We start from the raw sequence: 18,229 nt of genomic DNA on the forward strand, positions 1-18,229 counted from the left end.
AGCCAAAAGGCTTGATCAGTCCTAATCAAGCCAGTAGGCTTGTGTGATGTTCGTCATGACCGTCGACCAGCGCGGCAGCCGCACCGACATCGATCGCGTCGAAGCCGTGCTCGACCGGCTGCGCACCATCGACTCGGTTCGCCCCTTCGAGCGCACCGCGGGCGACGAGATCCAAGGCGTCCTCGACGACCCGGTGACCCTCGCACAGCTCGCCGTCGAACTGACCGCCGACGGTCACTGGAGCGTCGGCATCGGAACCGGCGACGTCGAACAGCCGCTCCCCGCCTCGACCCGCGCAGGCCGCGGAGCCGCTTTCCTCTACGCCCGGGACGCGGTCGAGGCGGCCAAGCGGCAACGCATACCGCTGTGTGTACGCGGCCCCGATGCCCGATGGTGCCGCCACGCACAAACCGCCGGCCGGCTGATCAGCGACATCGTCGCCACCCGAAGCGCTGCCGGCATCGAGGCGGTGGCACTCATGCGGCGAGGACTCACCCAGGCCGACGCGGCGGGCGTCCTCGACATCTCACCCCAGGCCATGAGCCAACGACTCCGCGCCGCCGGCTGGGATCTGGAACCCGATTCGCTGGACCTCCTCGCCGATGCACTCGCCGAGGCCGACCGCCTCCACGCCGTCGAGCAGGCGCCGGACGGGGAGGTCGCGCGATGACCGGGATCGCCCTCGTCCTGCTCGTGCTGACCGCCATCGCACCTGTGGGGTGGCTCGGGGTGGAGCGGCTCATGCGTGACCGCGCACTCGACGGTCTCACCGTGCCGCCGTCGGCGACAATCGTCCACGCCGTCGGACTCACGATTCTGCTGGGACTCGCCGGGGCGACGGCGGTCGTCGCCGCCACCGCCGGACCCGCAGCCGGGTTCCCCGCCGCGGCGGCGACGGTGATCGCGGCCGTGGCTGCGGTCACGGGTGGTGGCCCGGTGGTGCGGGCGGTCCTCAAACTGGGTGGTGTCCGGGCGAACCCGACGCCGACGCCTGACCCGGAGAGCCCCGATGACACCGAGACCCCGGACGACGCAGATACCGAACAGTCCGACCCGAACGAGGTAGGACCACTCCGGGGCGGCCGCGTCATCGGTCATCTCGAGCGGCTGGCCGTCGTCACGACGCTGATGGCCGGATGGCCGGAGGGTCTGGCGATCATCCTGGCGGTGAAGAGCCTCGCGCGCTATCCCGAACTACGTGCGCCGCAGGCGTCGGAGCAGTTCATCATGGGCACCTTCGCCTCGGTGCTCTGGGCGATCGGCCTCGCCGGGATCGCACACCTGGTCACCACCTGACGGCCGGTCTAACCCGGGGTGGTTCCGGTCTCCTCGATCGCGGCGCCGAGCGACGCATGACGTGACAACCGGCCCACACCGGTGCCGATCTCGGGGGCGACGGGTTTGCGGGCCACCGCCTCGGCCTCGGCAACGGCCTGCGCGACCTTGGGATCGGATGCCAGCGAGAACCAGTCCTCGGTCTCCGACTCGTCGACCTGTGAGGGCGGCGAGTCGGTCGGCTCGTACCGGAACACCCCGTCGTCGCCCTGGATGCCGAAGGACTTCGCGAAACCCTGGAGCGCCGAACCGAAATCGGAGGGCACCACCCAGACCTTGCTGCCCTCCCCCTTCGCCATCTCCGGCAACTGCTGGAGGTATTGGTAGGCAAGGAGTTCCGGGGTCGGCTTGGCCGCCTTGATCGCCGCGAAGGTCTTCTCGATGGCCTTCGCCTCGCCCTGCGCGTTCAGGTAGGCCGCCGCACGATCACCCTGGGCACGCAGGATGCGCGACTGCCGCTCCGCCTCGGCGGCGAGGATCGCGGCCTGCTTGGCACCCTCGGCGGCGAGGATCTGCGACTGCTTGTTGCCCTCGGCGGTCTTGATCGCCGACTCACGCTGACCTTCTGCGGCCAGGATCGTCGCGCGCTTCTCGCGATCGGCCTTCATCTGCTTCTCCATCGACTCCTGGATCGACGGCGGAGGCATGATCGACTTGAGTTCGACGCGGGCGACACGCAGGCCCCAACGGCCGGTCGCCTCGTCGAGCACTCCGCGCAGCTGCCCGTTGATGGAGTCGCGAGAGGTCAGGGTCTCTTCGAGGGTCATACCGCCGACCACGTTGCGCAGGGTGGTGATGGTGAGCTGCTCGACGCCGGCGATGTAGTTGTCGATCTCGTAGACGGCCGACCGCGGATTGGTCACCTGGAAGTAGACGACAGTGTCGATGGACAGGGTGAGGTTGTCCTCGGTGATCACCGGTTGCGGCGGGAAGGACACGACCCGTTCACGGATGTCGACCCGCGCGCGAATCCGGTCGATGAACGGCAGCAGCAGCGTCAACTGCCCTGACACGGTGCGCGTGTAGCGGCCGAGACGTTCGATCACCGCGGCCTCCGCCTGCGGGATCAGGGCCACCGATTTGACCAGTACCACCGCCACGAGCAGGACCAGCAGTACCACCACCACCAGGCCGAAGATCTGGAAATCGTCCACAATTCACCTTTCTCGCGAACCGTCGAGCAGGTCGGATCGAGCTATCAGACGTGCCACACCACCGCGGTCGCACCGTCGATCTCGACGACGGTCACATGGGTTCCGGGTTCGAGCACCTGTGCGGGATCGACCGACCGCGCCGACCAGATGTCACCGCCGATCTTCACGCGGCCGTCGTCGCCGTCGACCGTCTCGGTGACGACCGCCGGCTGCCCCTCCAGGGCCTCGGTGTTCATCAGCACAGAGGGGCGATTGAGCATGTGGCGCTTGGCAACCGGGCGCACCGCGACGAGCAGCAGCATCGACACCGCCGCGAACACCAGGCCGTCCACCCAGAGGGGCGGCTCCCACACGAAATCCACACCGGCCGCGGCCAAGGCACCACCGGCCAACATGAGCAGCACCAGTTCGCCACCGAACATCTCCGCGACCACCAGGACGATCGCGGCCGCCAACCACAGCAGGGCGCTCATGTGTCCAGTCTGCCAGAGATGTCCGAGCAGCCTCGGCGCGTTCGATGCGCGAGCGCGCGGATCCGACGCTAACCGGCCTCTTCGGCCGCGGTGACGAAGTCGATCAGTTCCTCCACCGATCGCAGGAGTGGCACTTCGAGGTCGCGGAAGCTGCTGACCCCGCCCAGCACCCGGCGCCAGCCGTCCCGCGGGTCGCCCCAGCCGAGCTCGGCACACACCCCGGTCTTCCAGTCGGTGCCGCGCGGGATCGTCGGCCAGGCCCGGATCTTGACCGAGGCGGGCTTCACCGCCTCCCAGACGTCGATGTAGGGATGCCCGCACACCAGCACGTGCTCGCCGACCTCTGCGGTGAGGTGGGCCTCTTTCGAACCGGCCACGAGATGGTCGACGAGAACGCCCGCGCGACGATGCGGCGCGGGCTGGAACTCGGCGAGCGCCTCGTCGAGGTTGTCGAGACCGTCGAGGCTCACCACGACCACGCCCTCGGCCCGCAGGTCGTCGCCCCACACCCGTTCGAGCAGGGTCGCATCGTGCACACCCTCCACGAAGATCCGGCTGGCCCGCGCGGTGCGAGCCCGGGTGCGGGGCGCGGCGCGGGAACCCGACGCCGTCATGGCGGGCTTCTGGGGTCCACGTGTGCGCGGCCGGACGAGGGTCACTGTCCGGCCGTCGATCAGGAAGGCGCCGGGGTTCATCAGGAACACGCGGGTCCGGCCGTGCCGGTCCTCGAGGCGGACGAGGTCACCGGCGTAGCTCTTCTCCAGGCCGACGACGGCACCACAGAAACCGGTCGCGGCGTCTTCCACGACGAGATCGCGTTCGGCCGCGACCTCCACCGGACGCGGCTTGGCCCGGCGTGGCTGAGACAGCACATCGCGCCCGTACCGGTCATCCATCGCGCTCCACCTCTTCGGTCCCTGGACATCTGCGCCCAACACCGTAAGCGCCCGGACTCCCGGCGGCGGGTTGCCACGCCCGGCGACCGGTCGGGGCCCGGTGGTATCCTGGCTCCTTGATGAATCGCAGCGACATCCTCCCCTCCACCGTCGCCTGGCCGACCTGCGCACTGGGCGCGTGGGCGGCCGCGTGGCTCGCCGGCCGCTGCTCCCCCGACGACGTGATCGAGGCGCTCGCCGAATCAGCCGACCGGCATGAGGTGTCGACCGAACAGTCCAGGTCCGCAACGGGATCCGGGAACCGCATGGTGAACCTGCTGGGTTCCCTGAAACCGGCCCGGCAGCTGGTGGTGCGCCTGCCCTCCACCGGCGATCCGCAGGGCCTGCCACCGCATCCTGCGACAGCGAAAGCGCTGGTCGCCGGCGAGGTACTCCTCGTCGACGACTCCGATACGGCCGGAACCCTCGCACTCGTCCCCGAGTTCTCCACTCTCGGCGTCGATCCCCCGTACGTGACGTGCCGGTGGACGACCTTCCGGTATGCGGATCGGCTGGACCTCGCCCACCTCGTGTCGTCCGGGCCGTCCGCCGGTGACCTGGAATACGATCTCCGGCAAGCCGTTCGCGATGCCGCGTCGATCATCGGCGGGCTCGGCGGACGCCGGTCGGTCGACGCCGGCGACCTCCGCAAGGAACTCGCGGCCCTCACCGCCCGGCATCGCGTCGCCCTGCCCCCACATGCGCTCGACACCCGCTCGACGCGCCTGATCGACACCGCCGCCCAGGTCGAGGCCATCGTCGATCTGGCGGGCGCCCGCCGGGTCGAGATCGGCGACACTGCGGGGCAATGGGATTCGGGCGACTCCGCCCTGCGCGGGTTGCAGACGCTCACCCGGACCGCACGGGCGGCCGCGGTCAATCACACGATCGGTGAGCTGCTCCGCCGCTGACCTGCGAGCGGTACGTGTCAGACCGGCTCGGACCAGGTCCGGCGCCGCGGTGGCCGGTCGGAGACGAGTCCGTACATCGTGATGCCGTTCCAGTCCTCGACCCCGAACTCGGTGGCACCCCAGACCTCGGTGTAGTAGCGACGCAGACTCTCCGAACCCGTCCACGCGTAATAGGGTCGAGATGCGGCCGTGCAGAACCGCTCCATCTCGCGCATCATGCCGATCGTGGCCCGGCCGCCGCGTTCGGATTGCGCCACGACCCCGATCCGGAGGTTGACCGCGTCGTCCGCCGGAGGCGCGAGCTTCGAACTGGTCAACAGCTCCGCGACACGTTCGCGCACCCCGGGAACGGTCGCGACCGCGGCGAAGTCGGCCGGCGTCAGCGGCGGCTTGCCGTCGACGGCCAGATCGGCGTCGTGCGGCTGAAACACCAGCAATCCGACGAGACGTACGCCGCGCCGGGCACCGACGACGCATTTCGCGTTCAGCAATGGTCGTACGAGGATTTCCGCCAACCATTTCCGCAGAGAGCGGTCGGCCATGTGTTCCCCGAGCAGCCACGAGTACAACGGAATCTCGTCGAGACCGTCTGCGAGCAACTCGATGACCGGGTCGAGATCGTCGCCGGTGAGTGTGACCGTTTCGATCGATTCGTACTGTTCATCAGTCATCGCAGCTCGCATTCCCCGGTGCGACATGCCGGAAACGACGCAGAAAAACGGGTGGGCCGCGTCATCGACGCGGCCCACCCGAGAAGACTTCTCACACGGTCGGCGTTTCTTCCTCGAGCGAGCCGGTGATCAGGGTGTCCAGGATCGGTCCGAGAATCTCGCCGTCCAATTCGATTGGTCCATCTGCCATTGCAGATTCCTCTCTCTGGTAATCGCTGCCCGGGGGGAGGCAGCGTATCCACAGAATGTCATCTGTCGAACAACGGAGCCATATATGACGACTCCTGTTATCCGATTGTTATCATCGCAAATGATGCAACGAACTCATCGAAACGATCGTTAACAATGGGCTTGAGATCAGCTGTCTCTACGTACCGTCAGATGCGTGGGCCGACGGCCGCGACGGCCGTGCGGCGGGCACACAGCAACGGTCTCGACACACCCGACCGTTGTCGCCGCAGCCCATCGCAGCGAGATCGCCGGCGCCGCCGACGTAGTTCTCCACGATTTCGCCGATCATCTCGACGAAGCGCGGATCAGTGCCGACGGTGTCGGCCCGCACGTAGTCCATCCCGAGTCGCTGCGCCGTCTCGGCTGCCTCGTTGTCGAGGTCCCAGATCACCTCGAGGTGATCGGAGATGAATCCGACGGGATAGACCACAACCCGGCGAACACCCTGCGCCGCAAGTTCTTCCAGATGATCGCAGATGTCCGGTTCGAGCCACGGGATCTGCGGGGGGCCCGACCGCGATTGCCAGACCTGGTCGAAGTCGTCGACGCCGAGTGCGTCGGCAACGGCCTGCGAGGCGGCCATCACCTGGCGCGAGTAGAGACCACCGCCCTCGGCAGCCGGTCCGGACGCGGCGTCGGCCGAGCTCGGGACGGAGTGCGCGGTGAACACCAGCCGCACCGGGTCCTCGGACTCGCCGAGCTTCTCGATGGCGCGACGGACGGCGTCGGCGCCGGCCGCGGTGAATGCCGGATGCGACCAGTACTGCGGCAGTTTGCGGAGCACCACGGCACCCTCGGGCGTCGTGGACCCGGGCTCACGATCGGCGAGTGCCTTGAGGGACCGGTCGATGTCCTCGTGGTACTGACGGCACCCCGAGTAGCCACCCCAGGCGGATGTCGGGAAGACCAGGATGCGACGATGCCCGGCCCGGTACATCTCGGCCAGGGTGTCCTCGGCCAGGGGGTGCCAGTTGCGATTGCCGAAGTACACCGGCAGATCGAGACCGCGGCGTGCCAGATCGGCGCGGAGGCCGTCGATCATGTCCAGGTTCAACCTGTTGATCGGCGACACCCCGCCGAAGTGCAGATAGTGTTCCGCCACCGATTCCAGGCGTTCGCGCGGGATGCCCCGGCCCCGGGTCACGTTCTCCAGGAAGGGCATGACCTCGTCGGGACCCTCGGGACCACCGAAGGACAGGAACAGGACGGAATCGAAGGCGGTCTCCACGACGTCTCTCCCCGGGCTCACGACCCGGAGGTCATGCCCTCCGGGAACCAGGTGTTGTGGCTGGCGCCGCCGTCGACGTAGACGATGGAACCGGTGGTGCCGGGCAGCCAGTCGCTCAGCAGGGCACAGACCGACTTGGCGACCACGGTCGGGTCGTCGACGTCCCAGCCGATGGGCGACGCGCCGTCCCAGTACTCGTTGAGCATGTTGAGCTGCTTGGCGTCGTCGGTCGCGGTGCCGGCGATGGCCTTGGCCGCGAGGGTCTTGATGGGTCCGGCGGCGACCAGGTTGGAGCGGATGTTCTTGGCGTTGCCCACTTCTCGCGCGACGTACCGGTTCACCGACTCGAGGGCGGCCTTGGCCACGCCCATCCAGTTGTAGTACGGCATGGCGGTGCGCGGGTCGAAGTCCATACCCACGATGGAGCCACCCTCGTTCATGACCGGCAGCACGGCGCGGGCCAGCGACGCGTAGCTCCAGGCCGAGATCTCGAACGCCTTGGCGGCGTCGGGGCCGGGACCCTCGAGGAACGGCTTGGCCTCCGGGCCCATCAGGGTGCGCGGCGCGAACGCGATCGAGTGCATGACACCGTCGATGCCCTGCGGGGCGATCTCGCGGATCTTGTCGGCGAGCGACTCGAGGTCTTCCTCGTTGGTGACGTCGAGCCCGATGGCCGGCGGCACCTCTTTCGGCAGGCGCTTGGCGATGCGGTCGATCAGCCGCAGCCGCTCCGGGATGCCGGTGATGATCACCGTCGCGCCCTGCTCCTGCGCCATGGCGGCCGCGTGGAAGGCGATCGACGCATCGGTGATGATGCCCGTGATGAGGACGGTCTTCCCGTCCAGGATTCCGCTCACGAAGATGTGCTCCTGAGATCGACGTTGATTGAGATGTGGTGTGGCCGTCGGCCGGTGGTGACCCGGAGGATCAGTGGCCCATGCCCATGCCGCCGTCGACCGGGATGACCGCGCCGGAGATGTAGCCGCCCTCGTCGGAGGCGAGGAAGCTGATCGCGGCGGCGACGTCCTCCGGCTTGCCGGTACGACCCAGCGGAATGGCCTGCTTGGCCATCTCGATGTAGCGATCCTCCATGGCGGCGGTCATGTCGGTCTCGATGAAGCCCGGCGCGACGACGTTGGAGGTGATGTTGCGCGATCCGATCTCACGGGCGATAGAGCGCGCCATGCCGATGAGACCGGCCTTGGACGCCGCGTAGTTGACCTGGCCGGGGATGCCCGACATCGCGACGACCGAGCCGAGGAAGATCATGCGGCCCCACTTGGCGCGCTGCATCCCCTTGGTGGCGCGCTTCGCGCAGCGGAAGGCGCCGGTGAGGTTGGCGTCGAGGACCTTCTCGAAGGATTCCTCGGACAGACGCATGAGCAGCATGTTGTCGGTGATGCCCGCGTTGGCCACCAGGATCTCCACCGGGCCCTGATGGGCCTCGACCTCGGCGAAGGCCGCGTCGACCGACTCCGAGTCGGTGACGTCGCACTTCACGCCGAACAGTCCCTCGGGGGCACCGGAGCCGCGATGGGTGACCGCGACCTTGTGGCCGTCGGCGGCCAGGCGCTGGGCCACGGCGAGGCCGATCCCGCGATTGCCGCCGGTCACCAGGACCGAACGGGAAGGGTTCTGCGCTTCGTTGCTGGATGCCGTCATGGGTGTCTAACCTATCCGTTCTGTTTGGGTCGGCGTCGCGGTGGTCGTCGGACGTGGCTGCCGGTGGCCCGGGCCCGGGGTCGGGTCAGGGCAGCCTGCGGTTGATCGCGAGGGCTGCAAACGCCGAGACCAGCGCGAACAACGTACCCGCGATCAGCCACGGCTTCGAGTTGTCCCCGCGTCGTGTCTCGTAGCCGATCTCGTTCTGCAGTTTCTCGTAGACCTTGTTGAGCTCGTCTAGGCTCGCCGCGGTGAAGAAGTCTCCGCCGGAGAGGTTCGCGATCTTGCGCAGCGAATCGTCGTCGACGGGGACCGGCACGCGATCACCCTCGAGTTCGACGGTGCCCGTCCGGGTGCCGAAGGAGATCGTGGAGACCGGGATCTTCTCTTCCTTGGCCTTCCGTGCCGCGGTGAAGGCGCCGCGCGGGTCGTCGGGATCGTCGGGCACGGTCTCCTTGCCGTCCGACAGGAGCACGACCCGCGCCGGCGGGGCCGCCTCTCCGCCGCCGAGAACGGCGTTGAGTGTGCTGATCTGCTGCAACGCTGCGAAGATGCCCTCGCCGGTCGCCGTCTTGTCGTCGAGTCTCAGCTTGTCGACGGCGACCTTGGTCGCGTTGTGGTCCGGGGTCGGCGAGACCAGACTCGCCGCGGTGCCCGCGAAGGAGATCAGGCCGAGGTTGATGCCCTCGGTCAGCTCGTCGGCGAACTTCTTCGCCGCCTCTTGCGCGGCTTTGATGCGTGACGGCGAGACGTCGGTCGCGTTCATCGACCGGGACACGTCCATCACGAGGATCACCGTCGCCTTGTTGCGCGGGACCTTGCGGTCGGCCTGCGGTCCGGACAGAGCCACCGTCAACAGGATCAGCGAGATGATCAGCAGCGCGATCGGCACGTGGCGCAGCCGGTTGCGGTCGGCGGGAGCGACGGACTTCAGGAGATCGAGGTTCGCGAAGGTCAGCGCCCGCTGCCTGCGGCGACGCAACATGTACACGTACGCAGCACCGAGTAGGGCCACGACGAGCAGCAGCAACAACCAGAAGGGGCTGGACAGCATGGGCTACCCCACCCCGGCGGCGAGGCCGCGTCGTCGCTGGGCGATGAACTTGACGGTGTCGGTGATCCACTCGCGGTCGGTGCGGAGTGACAGCGTCGCTCCTCCGCAACTGCGCAGCGTCCGGTGCACGCGCTGCTGATGGGCGCGGGCGGCGGCGGCGAAGTCGCGTTGCAGGTCCTCGGTGACGGTCACGTCGTGGATCTCCCCCGACTCGGCGTCGGCCAGGGTGACCTCGCCGATCGCCGGCAGCTCGAGGTCGCGCGGGTCCAGCACCTCGACCGCCAGCAGCTCGTGGTGGGCGCCGATGGCACGCAGCGAGCGTTCCCAGTCGATCGGCCCGAGGAAGTCGCTAATCACGACCGCGAGACCGCGGCGCCGCTGCGGACGGCGCAGCGCCTCGATACCGGCCTTGAGATCGCCGCGGACGCCGGGCGCACTGCGGTGCGTCGTCGCGATCGCCTTGAGGAGGTTCTGGGCGTGGGCGCGTCCGGCTCGCGCGGGCACCCGGACGACGTCGTCACCGGTCACCACGAGCGCCCCGTGCCGGTTGCCGCCGCCGGTGGTGAGGTGCACGATCGCCGCGGCCGCGGCCACTGCGAGGTCGCGCTTGGTACACCCGACGGTGCCGAAGTCGAGGCTCGCCGACGCGTCGACGACGAGCCACGTCTCGAGCTCGCGGTCGGCGATCATCTGGCGCACATGCGGCTGGGTGGTGCGGGCGGTGACCGACCACTCCATCCGACGGACGTCGTCGCCCGGCTGGTAGGTACGCGCCTCCCCCGGTTCCGAACCCGGGCCGGGGATGAGTCCGAGGTGCTCGCCCTGCAGCACGCCGTCGAGCTTGCGACGAACGGTGAGCTCCAACATCTTCAGAGCCGCGGTGAGCTGGGGCTCCTCGAGCAGCCCGGCACCGAGGCTCGGCAGGTCGCGATTAGCCGCCATACCGCGCATTCGGGTTCACGGGACCGGAACCCTGCGGAACCTGCTGTCCGGCATAGCCGTTGGCGCCCTGTGGGGCCGGTTGGGACGCACCGGCCCGGGGCGCGCCGGCCTGCCCCTGGCCCTGAGGTGCCGCCGGGTACGACGACTGCACCGGCTGCGCACCGACCTGCGGTAGTCCCACGGTCTGCAGCACCCGGGTGATCACCTGATCGGCGTCGATCTCGTCGGCCAGGGCGTCGTAGGACAACACCAGGCGGTGGCGGAGGACATCAGGCATGATCTCGACGATGTCCTGCGGGATGACGTAGTCGCGTCCACGGACCAGCGCGAGCGCACGAGCCGCGGCCACGATGCCGAGCGTCGCACGCGGCGAGGCACCGTAGGACAGCCACGACGCGACGTCGGAGAGACCGAGCTCGGCCGGACGGCGCGTCGCGTTGATGACGCGGACGACGTAGTCGACGAGCGCGTGGTGGACGAAGACGTTCGCGGCGGTCTTCTGCAGACGCAGCATCGCCGCGGGGTCGAGGACCTGCGAGGCCGTCGGCGGAACGTTGCCCATCCGGTAGACGATCTCCCGCTCTTCCTCGACCGACGGGTAGTCGACGAGCACCTTGAACAGGAAGCGGTCGCGCTGCGCTTCGGGCAGCGGGTAGACACCTTCGTTCTCGATGGGGTTCTGCGTCGCCATCACGAGGAACGGGTCGGGCATCGCGTAGGTCTTGCCGCCGATCGACACGTGCCGCTCGGCCATGACCTCCAGGAGCGCGGACTGCACCTTGGCGGGCGCGCGGTTGATCTCGTCGGCGAGGAGGAAGTTCGCGACGACCGGACCGAGTTCGGTGTCGAACTCCTCACGGCCCTGGCGGTAGATACGCGTACCGATGAGGTCGGTGGGCACCAGGTCGGGGGTGAACTGCACACGGGAGAAAGAACCGCCGACGACCTTGGCGAAGGTCTCCACCGCGAGCGTCTTCGCGACACCCGGGACACCTTCGAGGAGGATGTGGCCACGGGCGAGCAGGCCCACGAGAATCCGCTCGACGAGCTGGTCCTGACCGACGATGACGCGCTTGACCTCGTAGATGGCCCGCTCGAGCAGTGCGACGTCGGCGTCGCTCAGCACCGACGAGTCGGCGCCTGCCGCGGCCGGGTCCCCCGTGGCCGCCTTGTCGAGGGAGTGCGATTCGGTCAACCCGTGCTCCTGTTCGTCTGAACTCTGCTGCTCACTGGTGTGGCCACGTCGGGGCCGAAGACACCCCCGTGTGCTTGTGCCAGCCTAGCCGTGCGAACTGAAAAGGCGCCAAGAAGATGCGCGGCCCGTCGTTCGGACGTTCTCAGAGCAGCCGGACCACGTTGGGCATCGCACCGTTGGTGCGCAGGGGCGACACCTTGACGACGGAGCCGGACTGCGGGGCCTCGACCATCTTGTTGTCACCGAGGTAGAGCGCGACGTGCTGGCTCGCGTTCGGGCCGTAGAAGATCATGTCGCCGCGACGCATCTGCGAGAGCGGGAAGTGCGGTCCCGAGGTGTACTGGTAGCCCGTGTAGTGCGGCAGTTCGATGCCGACACCGGCGAAGGCGTAGATCATCAGACCCGAGCAGTCGAAGCCGACCTTGCGGTAGTCGCCATAGCTGTCGGCGACGCCGCCGTCGCGGATGCCCTGCGTCGGACCGTTGACGTCGCCTCCACCCCAGGCATAGGTGACGCCCAGCTGCGACAGTGCACGGTTGACGACGATCTCGACCGCCTGCGGGCCGCGCAGACCCGGCCGCACCATGCCGCCGGAGCCGCCACCGCCGCCGGAGCCGCCGAACAGGGAGCCGAGGCTTCCCGAACCCAGGCGGGAACTCAGGCTGTCGTTGCCGCTGCTGCCGGTGAGGTCCATGCCTCCGAGGCCGAGCTCGTTGAGGAGTTCGGACTGCGGGAGCCGCTGCTCGCCGATGATCGTCGAGAGCATCTGCGAACCCATGTCGAGGCCCATGCCGAGAGCCGCGGAACCCACGTCGACGGCGATCCGGGCGGCGGCACGCGCCGCGATCGCGAGCAGTTCGTTGTCGGAGACGTTGGTCGTCGGCAGGTCCGGGAGGGTCGGGGCCGCCGGGAAGATGTTCTTCAGCAGGTCACGGGTCGACGGTCCGGCGGCCTGCTTCTTGGGCACGTATCCGCGGATCGAGTCGATCTTCTTCTGCACGCGATCACGCTTGGCGACCAGCGAGGACTTGCGCTCCTGCTGGTCGGCGATGGCGGTCTTGGCCTCGGTGACCGCGCTCAGTGCGTCACGCTTGCGCTGATCGGCGCTCTTGGCGGCGAACGCCGCCTGCCGCCGGGTCGCCTCGACCGCGGCGAGGCGGTTGGCCTTCTGGTTGCGGGCGACCTGGAGACGACGGATGGTCTCCTGCTGCTTCTTGCCGACCTGGTCGAGAAGCTTCATCCGGTCGAGGACCGCCTGGGGGTCCGGGGACGCGACGTAGTTCGACATCGAACCCTGCTCCGGGCCCTGCTGATACGCGAGTCGGACGAAGTTGTCGAAGGCCTTCTGCGCCTCGGTGACGGCCTGGCCGGCGCGGTCGAGCTCGGTGCGCGCGCCGCGGGCGGCGACGGTCGCCAGCCGCCGCTGGGCGAGCGAGTTCTGGAAGTCGACGATCGCGCGGTTGACGTTCTCCTGCCGGACCGCGAGTGCCTCGTCGAGGTCGGCGATGTCCTGGTTCACCGAGGCGATCTCGTTGATCAGTCCGCTCACCGGCGACTCGGGCGCCTTCTTCGGGGTCGCGACGGCATGACCGGCGCCGACCGCACAGATGAGAACGGCAGCCATGGCCGCCGTGACGCGCGCCGGCCAGGACGCACCTGTTCTAAGTCGCCTCACCTGAACTCCTCGCGGTTCCTTCCGAAGACCTGTCCGATCCCCGGATGTCGATCGAACGGCCGCTGTGGGCCGCCCCGACCTCACCCTGCACATTCGTCGCATCCGCCCCTGCAGGAAACACAGGTCACACATGCGACATCAGAACCGTACGTCACATCAACCACACGAGAAAACCGGAAGTTATGAATTACAAAGAGGTGATTACCTGGGAAAATGCTGTGAACTGCAGATAGTTCACCACCATGGCCCAGGTCTCGAATTCGCAACAAACCGGTAGACGAACCGGTTCGGGCGCCACACGACGACGACGGCGCCGCCGGACCGCGGGAAGCGGTCGTCAGCGACGCCGGGGAACGACCAGATGAGAGGTCAGGTGGAGGCCGACGAGTCGGCCGGGGTCGCGTCGCGAGGGGCGTCCGCGTCGTCGGACGACGCGGTACCCGCCCCGGTGGGGGTCACGGGACCGAGCGCACCGGTCACGGCCGCCGCGCGGGCGCGCCGCGTGCGGAATCGCGCACCGACCGCACCGAGGACGACGACGAGGATGAGGAGCAGACCGACGACGGTCCAATCGATGTGCGAATCGGTCATCGAGTCGACCATCTGCCGGGCCGCCCCGGGCGGGTCGGTCAGGGTCAGGTTCTGCGTCGCCTGCTCCTGGATGACGCGGCTGAACTCCGGCGAGGAGCTGCCCACCGAGTTCGGTCCGAGGACGATGACGGTGCCGCCGACCTGCTCCTGGAGTTGATTGGCGATGTCGCGGTAGAGGCTGAACCGAGGCTGGACCTGGTCGACGACCACGAAGCTGAAGTCCTGGCCCTTGCTCTTGGCGTACTCGATGACCTCGAGCATCGCCGGGACCTGCTCAGGGGTGGCGCCGGCGACCCCGTCGTCGGCGATGTCGCGCGACAGTTGCGCCATGTCGACGCCGACGAGCCCGGTGAGTTCGGTGTTCTCCGCGGGTGCGGCCAGCACCATCATCGTCGGCTCGGGACCCATCTGTCCTCACCCCTGTCTGTCGGTAACACCCCGCGGCGAGCAAAGCGGACGCTCGCCGGACTTCGACCTGCACGGTACGACACAATGGTCTCGTCCGGGTATTCGCCCACAGCGTGAGTCGTCGACGGCGTGTCGTCGACACCCCGCTTGGACAGTACGCTCGTACTGTTAGACTGGACGATGTTGTCGCGGGTCGCCTCGCGGACATCCGATGGCACCGGTGCAGCCCGCCGGGTTCAGAAATTCATCGAGCATTGCCGACGCAGCCCGTCGGTACACGAGGAGAGTGGATTTAGACGTGAGTATCAATTCCTTCGGCGCCCGCGGCACGCTGGACGTCGGCGACAACAGCTACGAGATCTACCGCCTGAACGCCGTCAAGGGCGCCGAGAAACTCCCCTACGCCCTCAAGGTGCTGACCGAGAACCTCCTCCGTACCGAGGACGGCGCCAACATCACCAAGGAACACATCGAGGCCCTGGCGAACTGGGATCCGAGTGCCGAACCGAGCATCGAGATCCAGTTCACGCCGGCCCGCGTGATCATGCAGGACTTCACCGGCGTGCCCTGCATCGTGGACCTCACCACGATGCGCGACGCCGTCAAGGAGCTCGGCGGTGACCCGGACAAGGTCAACCCGCTCGCGCCCGCCGAGATGGTCATCGACCACTCCGTGATCATCGAGGCCTTCGGCAACGCCCAGGCCTTCGAGCGCAACGTCGAAATCGAGTACCAGCGCAACGAGGAGCGCTACAAGTTCCTCCGCTGGGGCCAGGGCGCCTTCGACGACTTCCGCGTCGTTCCGCCGGGCACCGGCATCGTCCACCAGGTCAACATCGAGCACCTCGCGCGTTCGATCATGGTCCGTGACGGCGTCGCCTACCCCGACACCTGCATCGGCACCGACTCGCACACCACGATGGAGAACGGTCTCGGCGTCCTGGGCTGGGGCGTCGGCGGTATCGAGGCCGAGGCCGCGATGCTCGGCCAGCCGGTCTCGATGCTCATCCCCCGCGTGGTCGGCTTCAAGCTGACCGGTTCCACCAAGCCCGGCGTGACCGCGACCGACGTGGTCCTCACCATCACCGAGATGCTCCGCAAGCACGGTGTGGTCGGCAAGTTCGTCGAGTTCTACGGCAACGGCGTCGCCGAGGTGCCGCTGGCCAACCGCGCCACCATCGGCAACATGAGCCCCGAGTTCGGTTCGACCTGTGCGATGTTCCCCATCGACGAAGAGACCGTGAAGTACCTGCGGCTCACCGGCCGCAGCGAGGAGACGCTCGCCCTCGTGGAGGCCTACGCCAAAGAACAGGGCATGTGGCTGGAGAAGGACGCCGAGGAGGCCGTGTACTCGGAGTACCTCGAGCTCGATCTCGCCGAAGTCGTCCCGTCGATCGCCGGTCCCAAGCGCCCGCAGGACCGCATCGAACTGTGGGACGCCAAGAACGCCTTCCGCAAGGACATCCACAACTACGTCGAGAACGGCAACAGCCCGGCTCACACCAAGCTCGACGAGGCCGTCGAGGAGACCTTCCCGGCCTCCGACCCGGCCACGCTGACCTTCGCCGACGATGACGCGGAGCCCCTGCACTCGGCCGCCAACGGCGCCGAGGGCCGCCCGACCAACCCGGTGCGCGTGGACTCCGAAGAGCGCGGCTCGATGATCCTCGACCACGGCATCGTGACCATCGCGTCGATCACCAGCTGCACCAACACCTCCAACCCGTCGGTCATGCTCGGCGCCGCGCTGCTCGCCAAGAAGGCGGTCGAGAAGGGCCTGACCTCCAAGCCGTGGGTCAAGACCTCGATGGCTCCCGGTTCGCAGGTCGTCACCGGCTACTACGAGAAGGCCGGTCTGTGGCCCTACCTGGAGAAGCTCGGCTTCTACCTGGTCGGCTACGGCTGCACCACCTGCATCGGCAACTCGGGTCCGCTGCCCGAGGAGATCTCGAAGGCGATCAACGACAACGACCTGACCGCCACCGCGGTGCTCTCGGGCAACCGTAACTTCGAGGGTCGCATCAACCCCGACGTGAAGATGAACTACCTGGCGTCGCCGCCGCTGGTCATCGCCTACGCCCTCGCCGGCACGATGGACTTCGACTTCGAGAACGACCCGCTGGGCAAGGACACCGACGGCAACGACGTCTTCCTCAAGGACATCTGGCCGACCAACGAGGAGATCGAGGCGACCATCGCCTCGTCGATCTCGCCGGAGCAGTACGCCGCCGACTACGCCGACGTCTTCAAGGGCGACGAGCGCTGGCAGAACCTGCCCACCCCGTCGGGCAAGACCTTCGAGTGGGACGAGAAGTCCACCTACGTGCGGAAGCCTCCGTACTTCGAGGGCATGCAGCTCGAGCCGTCGCCCGTCTCCGACATCAAGGGCGCTCGCGTCCTCGCAAAGCTCGGCGACTCGGTGACCACCGACCACATCTCCCCCGCGTCGACGATCAAGCCCGGCACCCCCGCCGCGCAGTACCTCGACGCCAACGGTGTGGCTCGCAAGGACTACAACTCGCTGGGCGCCCGTCGTGGCAACCACGAGGTGATGATCCGCTCGACCTTCGGCAACATCCGCCTGCAGAACCAGCTGCTCGACGGTGTGTCCGGTGGTTACACCCGCGACTTCACCCAGGAGGGTGCACCGCAGTCGTTCATCTACGACGCCGCGCAGAACTACGCCGAGCAGAACATCCCGCTCGTCGTCCTCGGCGGCAAGGAGTACGGCACCGGTTCGTCGCGCGACTGGGCGGCCAAGGGCACCAGCCTGCTGGGCGTCAAGGCGGTCATCACCGAGAGCTTCGAGCGCATCCACCGCTCGAACCTGATCGGTATGGGCGTCATCCCGCTGCAGTTCCCCGAGGGTGAGTCGCACAAGTCGCTGGGCCTCGACGGCACGGAGACCTTCGACATCGCCGGTATCGAGGAACTCAACGAGGGCAAGACCCCGAAGACCGTGCACGTCACCGCCACCAAGGAGGACGGCTCGAAGGTGGAGTTCGATGCGAAGGTCCGCATCGACACCCCCGGCGAAGCCGATTACTACCGCAACGGAGGCATCCTGCAGTACGTGCTGCGGAACATGATCAACGGCTGACAAGGAGCACGCGACGTGCCCAAGGTCAGTGATGACCGCCTTGCCGCGCGTCGTCGGGAGATTCTCGACGGCGCGCGGCATTGCTTCGCGGAGTACGGATACGACGGTGCGACCGTCAAGAGGATCGAGGAGTCCACGGGCCTGTCCCGTGGCGCGATCTTCCACCACTACCGGGACAAGGAGGCGCTCTTCCTCGCGCTCGCGCATGAGGACGCCGAGCGGATGGCGGATGTCGCCGCCGAAGAGGGTCTGGTGCAGGTCATGCGTGACATGCTCACGCGGCCGGAGGATTTCGACTGGCTCGGCACCCGCCTCGAGATCGCGCGAAAGTTGCGTACCGACAACAGCTTCCGGGCTGAGTGGATGGCCCGGTCGGCCGAACTCGAACAAGCCACCCTCAGGCGTCTCGAACGAGGCCGCCAGGCCGGGCGCCTCCGCGACGACGTCCCCACCGACGTCCTGTTGAAGTACCTCGACCTCGTTCTCGACGGACTGATCACCCGACTGGCGTCGGGTCAGCCCACCGACGACCTGCACGCGGTCCTCGACCTCGTCGAGGAATCGGTGCGGGCCAAGGACTGACCCACCGGCAAGCCTGCTCGAAGGGTAGGTTCGGGTGAGCCATCCCACATCACGAAAGCCCGGTAAGGCGTTCCTTACCTAA

17 protein-coding genes are annotated in these 18,229 nt (G+C 67.8%); 5 read left to right on the top strand and 12 right to left on the bottom strand.

Translation table 11 applies throughout. The features are described from left to right. The first annotated feature begins 46 nt into the window (after positions 1-46). Complete coding sequence (locus tag GKZ92_RS11990; RefSeq protein ID WP_006360437.1) at positions 47-670, top strand: hypothetical protein; 624 nt, start codon at positions 47-49, stop codon at positions 668-670. Then, positions 667-1,296 (top strand): hypothetical protein, encoded by a 630-nt coding sequence (locus GKZ92_RS11995; protein ID WP_006360438.1) that lies wholly within the window; start codon positions 667-669, stop codon positions 1,294-1,296. The genes GKZ92_RS11990 and GKZ92_RS11995 overlap by 4 nt, the downstream gene beginning before the upstream one ends. An 8-nt stretch (positions 1,297-1,304) precedes the next feature. On the opposite strand, the gene GKZ92_RS12000 is transcribed toward GKZ92_RS11995, so the two are convergent. The 3 genes from GKZ92_RS12000 to GKZ92_RS12010 form a co-directional block, all read right to left on the bottom strand. Continuing rightward, on the bottom strand, positions 1,305-2,489 hold the full coding sequence (locus tag GKZ92_RS12000) for an SPFH domain-containing protein (RefSeq protein ID WP_035751550.1): 1,185 nt from the start codon (positions 2,487-2,489) through the stop codon (positions 1,305-1,307). Positions 2,490-2,533: 44 nt separating this feature from the next. After that, complete coding sequence (locus GKZ92_RS12005) at positions 2,534-2,962, bottom strand: NfeD family protein (RefSeq protein ID WP_035751548.1); 429 nt, start codon at positions 2,960-2,962, stop codon at positions 2,534-2,536. A gap of 68 nt (positions 2,963-3,030) precedes the next feature. Next, the gene (locus tag GKZ92_RS12010; RefSeq protein WP_006360441.1) at positions 3,031-3,858 is read right to left on the bottom strand and encodes a DUF3097 domain-containing protein; all 828 of its coding nucleotides are present in this window, start codon (positions 3,856-3,858) and stop codon (positions 3,031-3,033) included. 119 nt (positions 3,859-3,977) lie between these two features. Here GKZ92_RS12010 and GKZ92_RS12015 point away from each other — a divergent pair, with 119 nt between their 5' ends. Further along, the gene (locus GKZ92_RS12015) at positions 3,978-4,808 is read left to right on the top strand and encodes a hypothetical protein (protein WP_035751545.1); all 831 of its coding nucleotides are present in this window, start codon (positions 3,978-3,980) and stop codon (positions 4,806-4,808) included. 17 nt (positions 4,809-4,825) lie between these two features. Here GKZ92_RS12015 and GKZ92_RS12020 read toward each other — a convergent pair whose 3' ends face one another. From GKZ92_RS12020 to GKZ92_RS12060, 9 genes are all read right to left on the bottom strand, one after another. Further along, the gene (locus tag GKZ92_RS12020) at positions 4,826-5,479 is read right to left on the bottom strand and encodes a hypothetical protein (RefSeq protein WP_035751543.1); all 654 of its coding nucleotides are present in this window, start codon (positions 5,477-5,479) and stop codon (positions 4,826-4,828) included. 367 nt (positions 5,480-5,846) lie between these two features. Further along, entirely contained in the window at positions 5,847-6,938 is a 1,092-nt protein-coding gene (locus GKZ92_RS12025) for a ferrochelatase (protein WP_035751541.1), read from the bottom strand. Positions 6,939-6,955: 17 nt separating this feature from the next. Next, the gene (gene inhA, locus GKZ92_RS12030) at positions 6,956-7,795 is read right to left on the bottom strand and encodes an NADH-dependent enoyl-ACP reductase InhA (RefSeq protein WP_006360445.1); all 840 of its coding nucleotides are present in this window, start codon (positions 7,793-7,795) and stop codon (positions 6,956-6,958) included. 70 nt (positions 7,796-7,865) lie between these two features. Continuing rightward, entirely contained in the window at positions 7,866-8,600 is a 735-nt protein-coding gene (gene fabG1, locus GKZ92_RS12035; protein WP_005194943.1) for a 3-oxoacyl-ACP reductase FabG1, read from the bottom strand. 85 nt (positions 8,601-8,685) lie between these two features. Beyond that, positions 8,686-9,654: a VWA domain-containing protein gene (locus GKZ92_RS12040; protein ID WP_006360446.1), complete on the bottom strand. Its 969-nt coding sequence runs from the start codon at positions 9,652-9,654 to the stop codon at positions 8,686-8,688. Between the two features lie 3 nt (positions 9,655-9,657). After that, entirely contained in the window at positions 9,658-10,596 is a 939-nt protein-coding gene (locus GKZ92_RS12045) for a DUF58 domain-containing protein (protein ID WP_035751538.1), read from the bottom strand. Then, positions 10,586-11,791 (bottom strand): AAA family ATPase, encoded by a 1,206-nt coding sequence (locus tag GKZ92_RS12050; protein ID WP_006360448.1) that lies wholly within the window; start codon positions 11,789-11,791, stop codon positions 10,586-10,588. The genes GKZ92_RS12045 and GKZ92_RS12050 overlap by 11 nt, the downstream gene beginning before the upstream one ends. Before the next feature lie 142 nt (positions 11,792-11,933). Next, a complete protein-coding gene (locus tag GKZ92_RS12055) occupies positions 11,934-13,466 on the bottom strand; it encodes an NlpC/P60 family protein (RefSeq protein ID WP_127963010.1) in 1,533 nt (510 codons plus the stop codon). A gap of 369 nt (positions 13,467-13,835) precedes the next feature. Then, entirely contained in the window at positions 13,836-14,465 is a 630-nt protein-coding gene (locus GKZ92_RS12060) for an Rv1476 family membrane protein (RefSeq protein ID WP_006360450.1), read from the bottom strand. 298 nt (positions 14,466-14,763) lie between these two features. On the opposite strand from GKZ92_RS12060, the gene GKZ92_RS12065 reads away from it, so the two are divergent. Continuing rightward, on the top strand, positions 14,764-17,565 hold the full coding sequence (locus GKZ92_RS12065) for an aconitate hydratase (protein WP_040004350.1): 2,802 nt from the start codon (positions 14,764-14,766) through the stop codon (positions 17,563-17,565). 15 nt (positions 17,566-17,580) lie between these two features. Beyond that, a complete protein-coding gene (locus GKZ92_RS12070) occupies positions 17,581-18,147 on the top strand; it encodes a TetR/AcrR family transcriptional regulator (RefSeq protein WP_006360452.1) in 567 nt (188 codons plus the stop codon). The last annotated feature ends 82 nt before the right edge of the window (positions 18,148-18,229 follow it).

The sequence above is a fragment of the Gordonia sp. 135 genome (assembly GCF_009720185.1).
GTDB classification, from domain to species: Bacteria; Actinomycetota; Actinomycetes; order Mycobacteriales; family Mycobacteriaceae; genus Gordonia; species Gordonia alkanivorans.

Coding starts and splice junctions, on each gene's coding strand:
- GKZ92_RS11990 (WP_006360437.1), top strand. CDS start 47: ATGTTCGTCATGACCGTCGACCAGCGCGGCAGCCGCACCGACATCGAT.
- GKZ92_RS11995 (WP_006360438.1), top strand. CDS start 667: ATGACCGGGATCGCCCTCGTCCTGCTCGTGCTGACCGCCATCGCACCT.
- GKZ92_RS12005 (WP_035751548.1), bottom strand. CDS start 2,962: ATGAGCGCCCTGCTGTGGTTGGCGGCCGCGATCGTCCTGGTGGTCGCG.
- GKZ92_RS12010 (WP_006360441.1), bottom strand. CDS start 3,858: ATGGATGACCGGTACGGGCGCGATGTGCTGTCTCAGCCACGCCGGGCC.
- GKZ92_RS12015 (WP_035751545.1), top strand. CDS start 3,978: ATGAATCGCAGCGACATCCTCCCCTCCACCGTCGCCTGGCCGACCTGC.
- GKZ92_RS12020 (WP_035751543.1), bottom strand. CDS start 5,479: ATGACTGATGAACAGTACGAATCGATCGAAACGGTCACACTCACCGGC.
- fabG1 (WP_005194943.1), bottom strand. CDS start 8,600: ATGACGGCATCCAGCAACGAAGCGCAGAACCCTTCCCGTTCGGTCCTG.
- GKZ92_RS12040 (WP_006360446.1), bottom strand. CDS start 9,654: ATGCTGTCCAGCCCCTTCTGGTTGTTGCTGCTGCTCGTCGTGGCCCTA.
- GKZ92_RS12045 (WP_035751538.1), bottom strand. CDS start 10,596: ATGGCGGCTAATCGCGACCTGCCGAGCCTCGGTGCCGGGCTGCTCGAG.
- GKZ92_RS12060 (WP_006360450.1), bottom strand. CDS start 14,465: ATGGGTCCCGAGCCGACGATGATGGTGCTGGCCGCACCCGCGGAGAAC.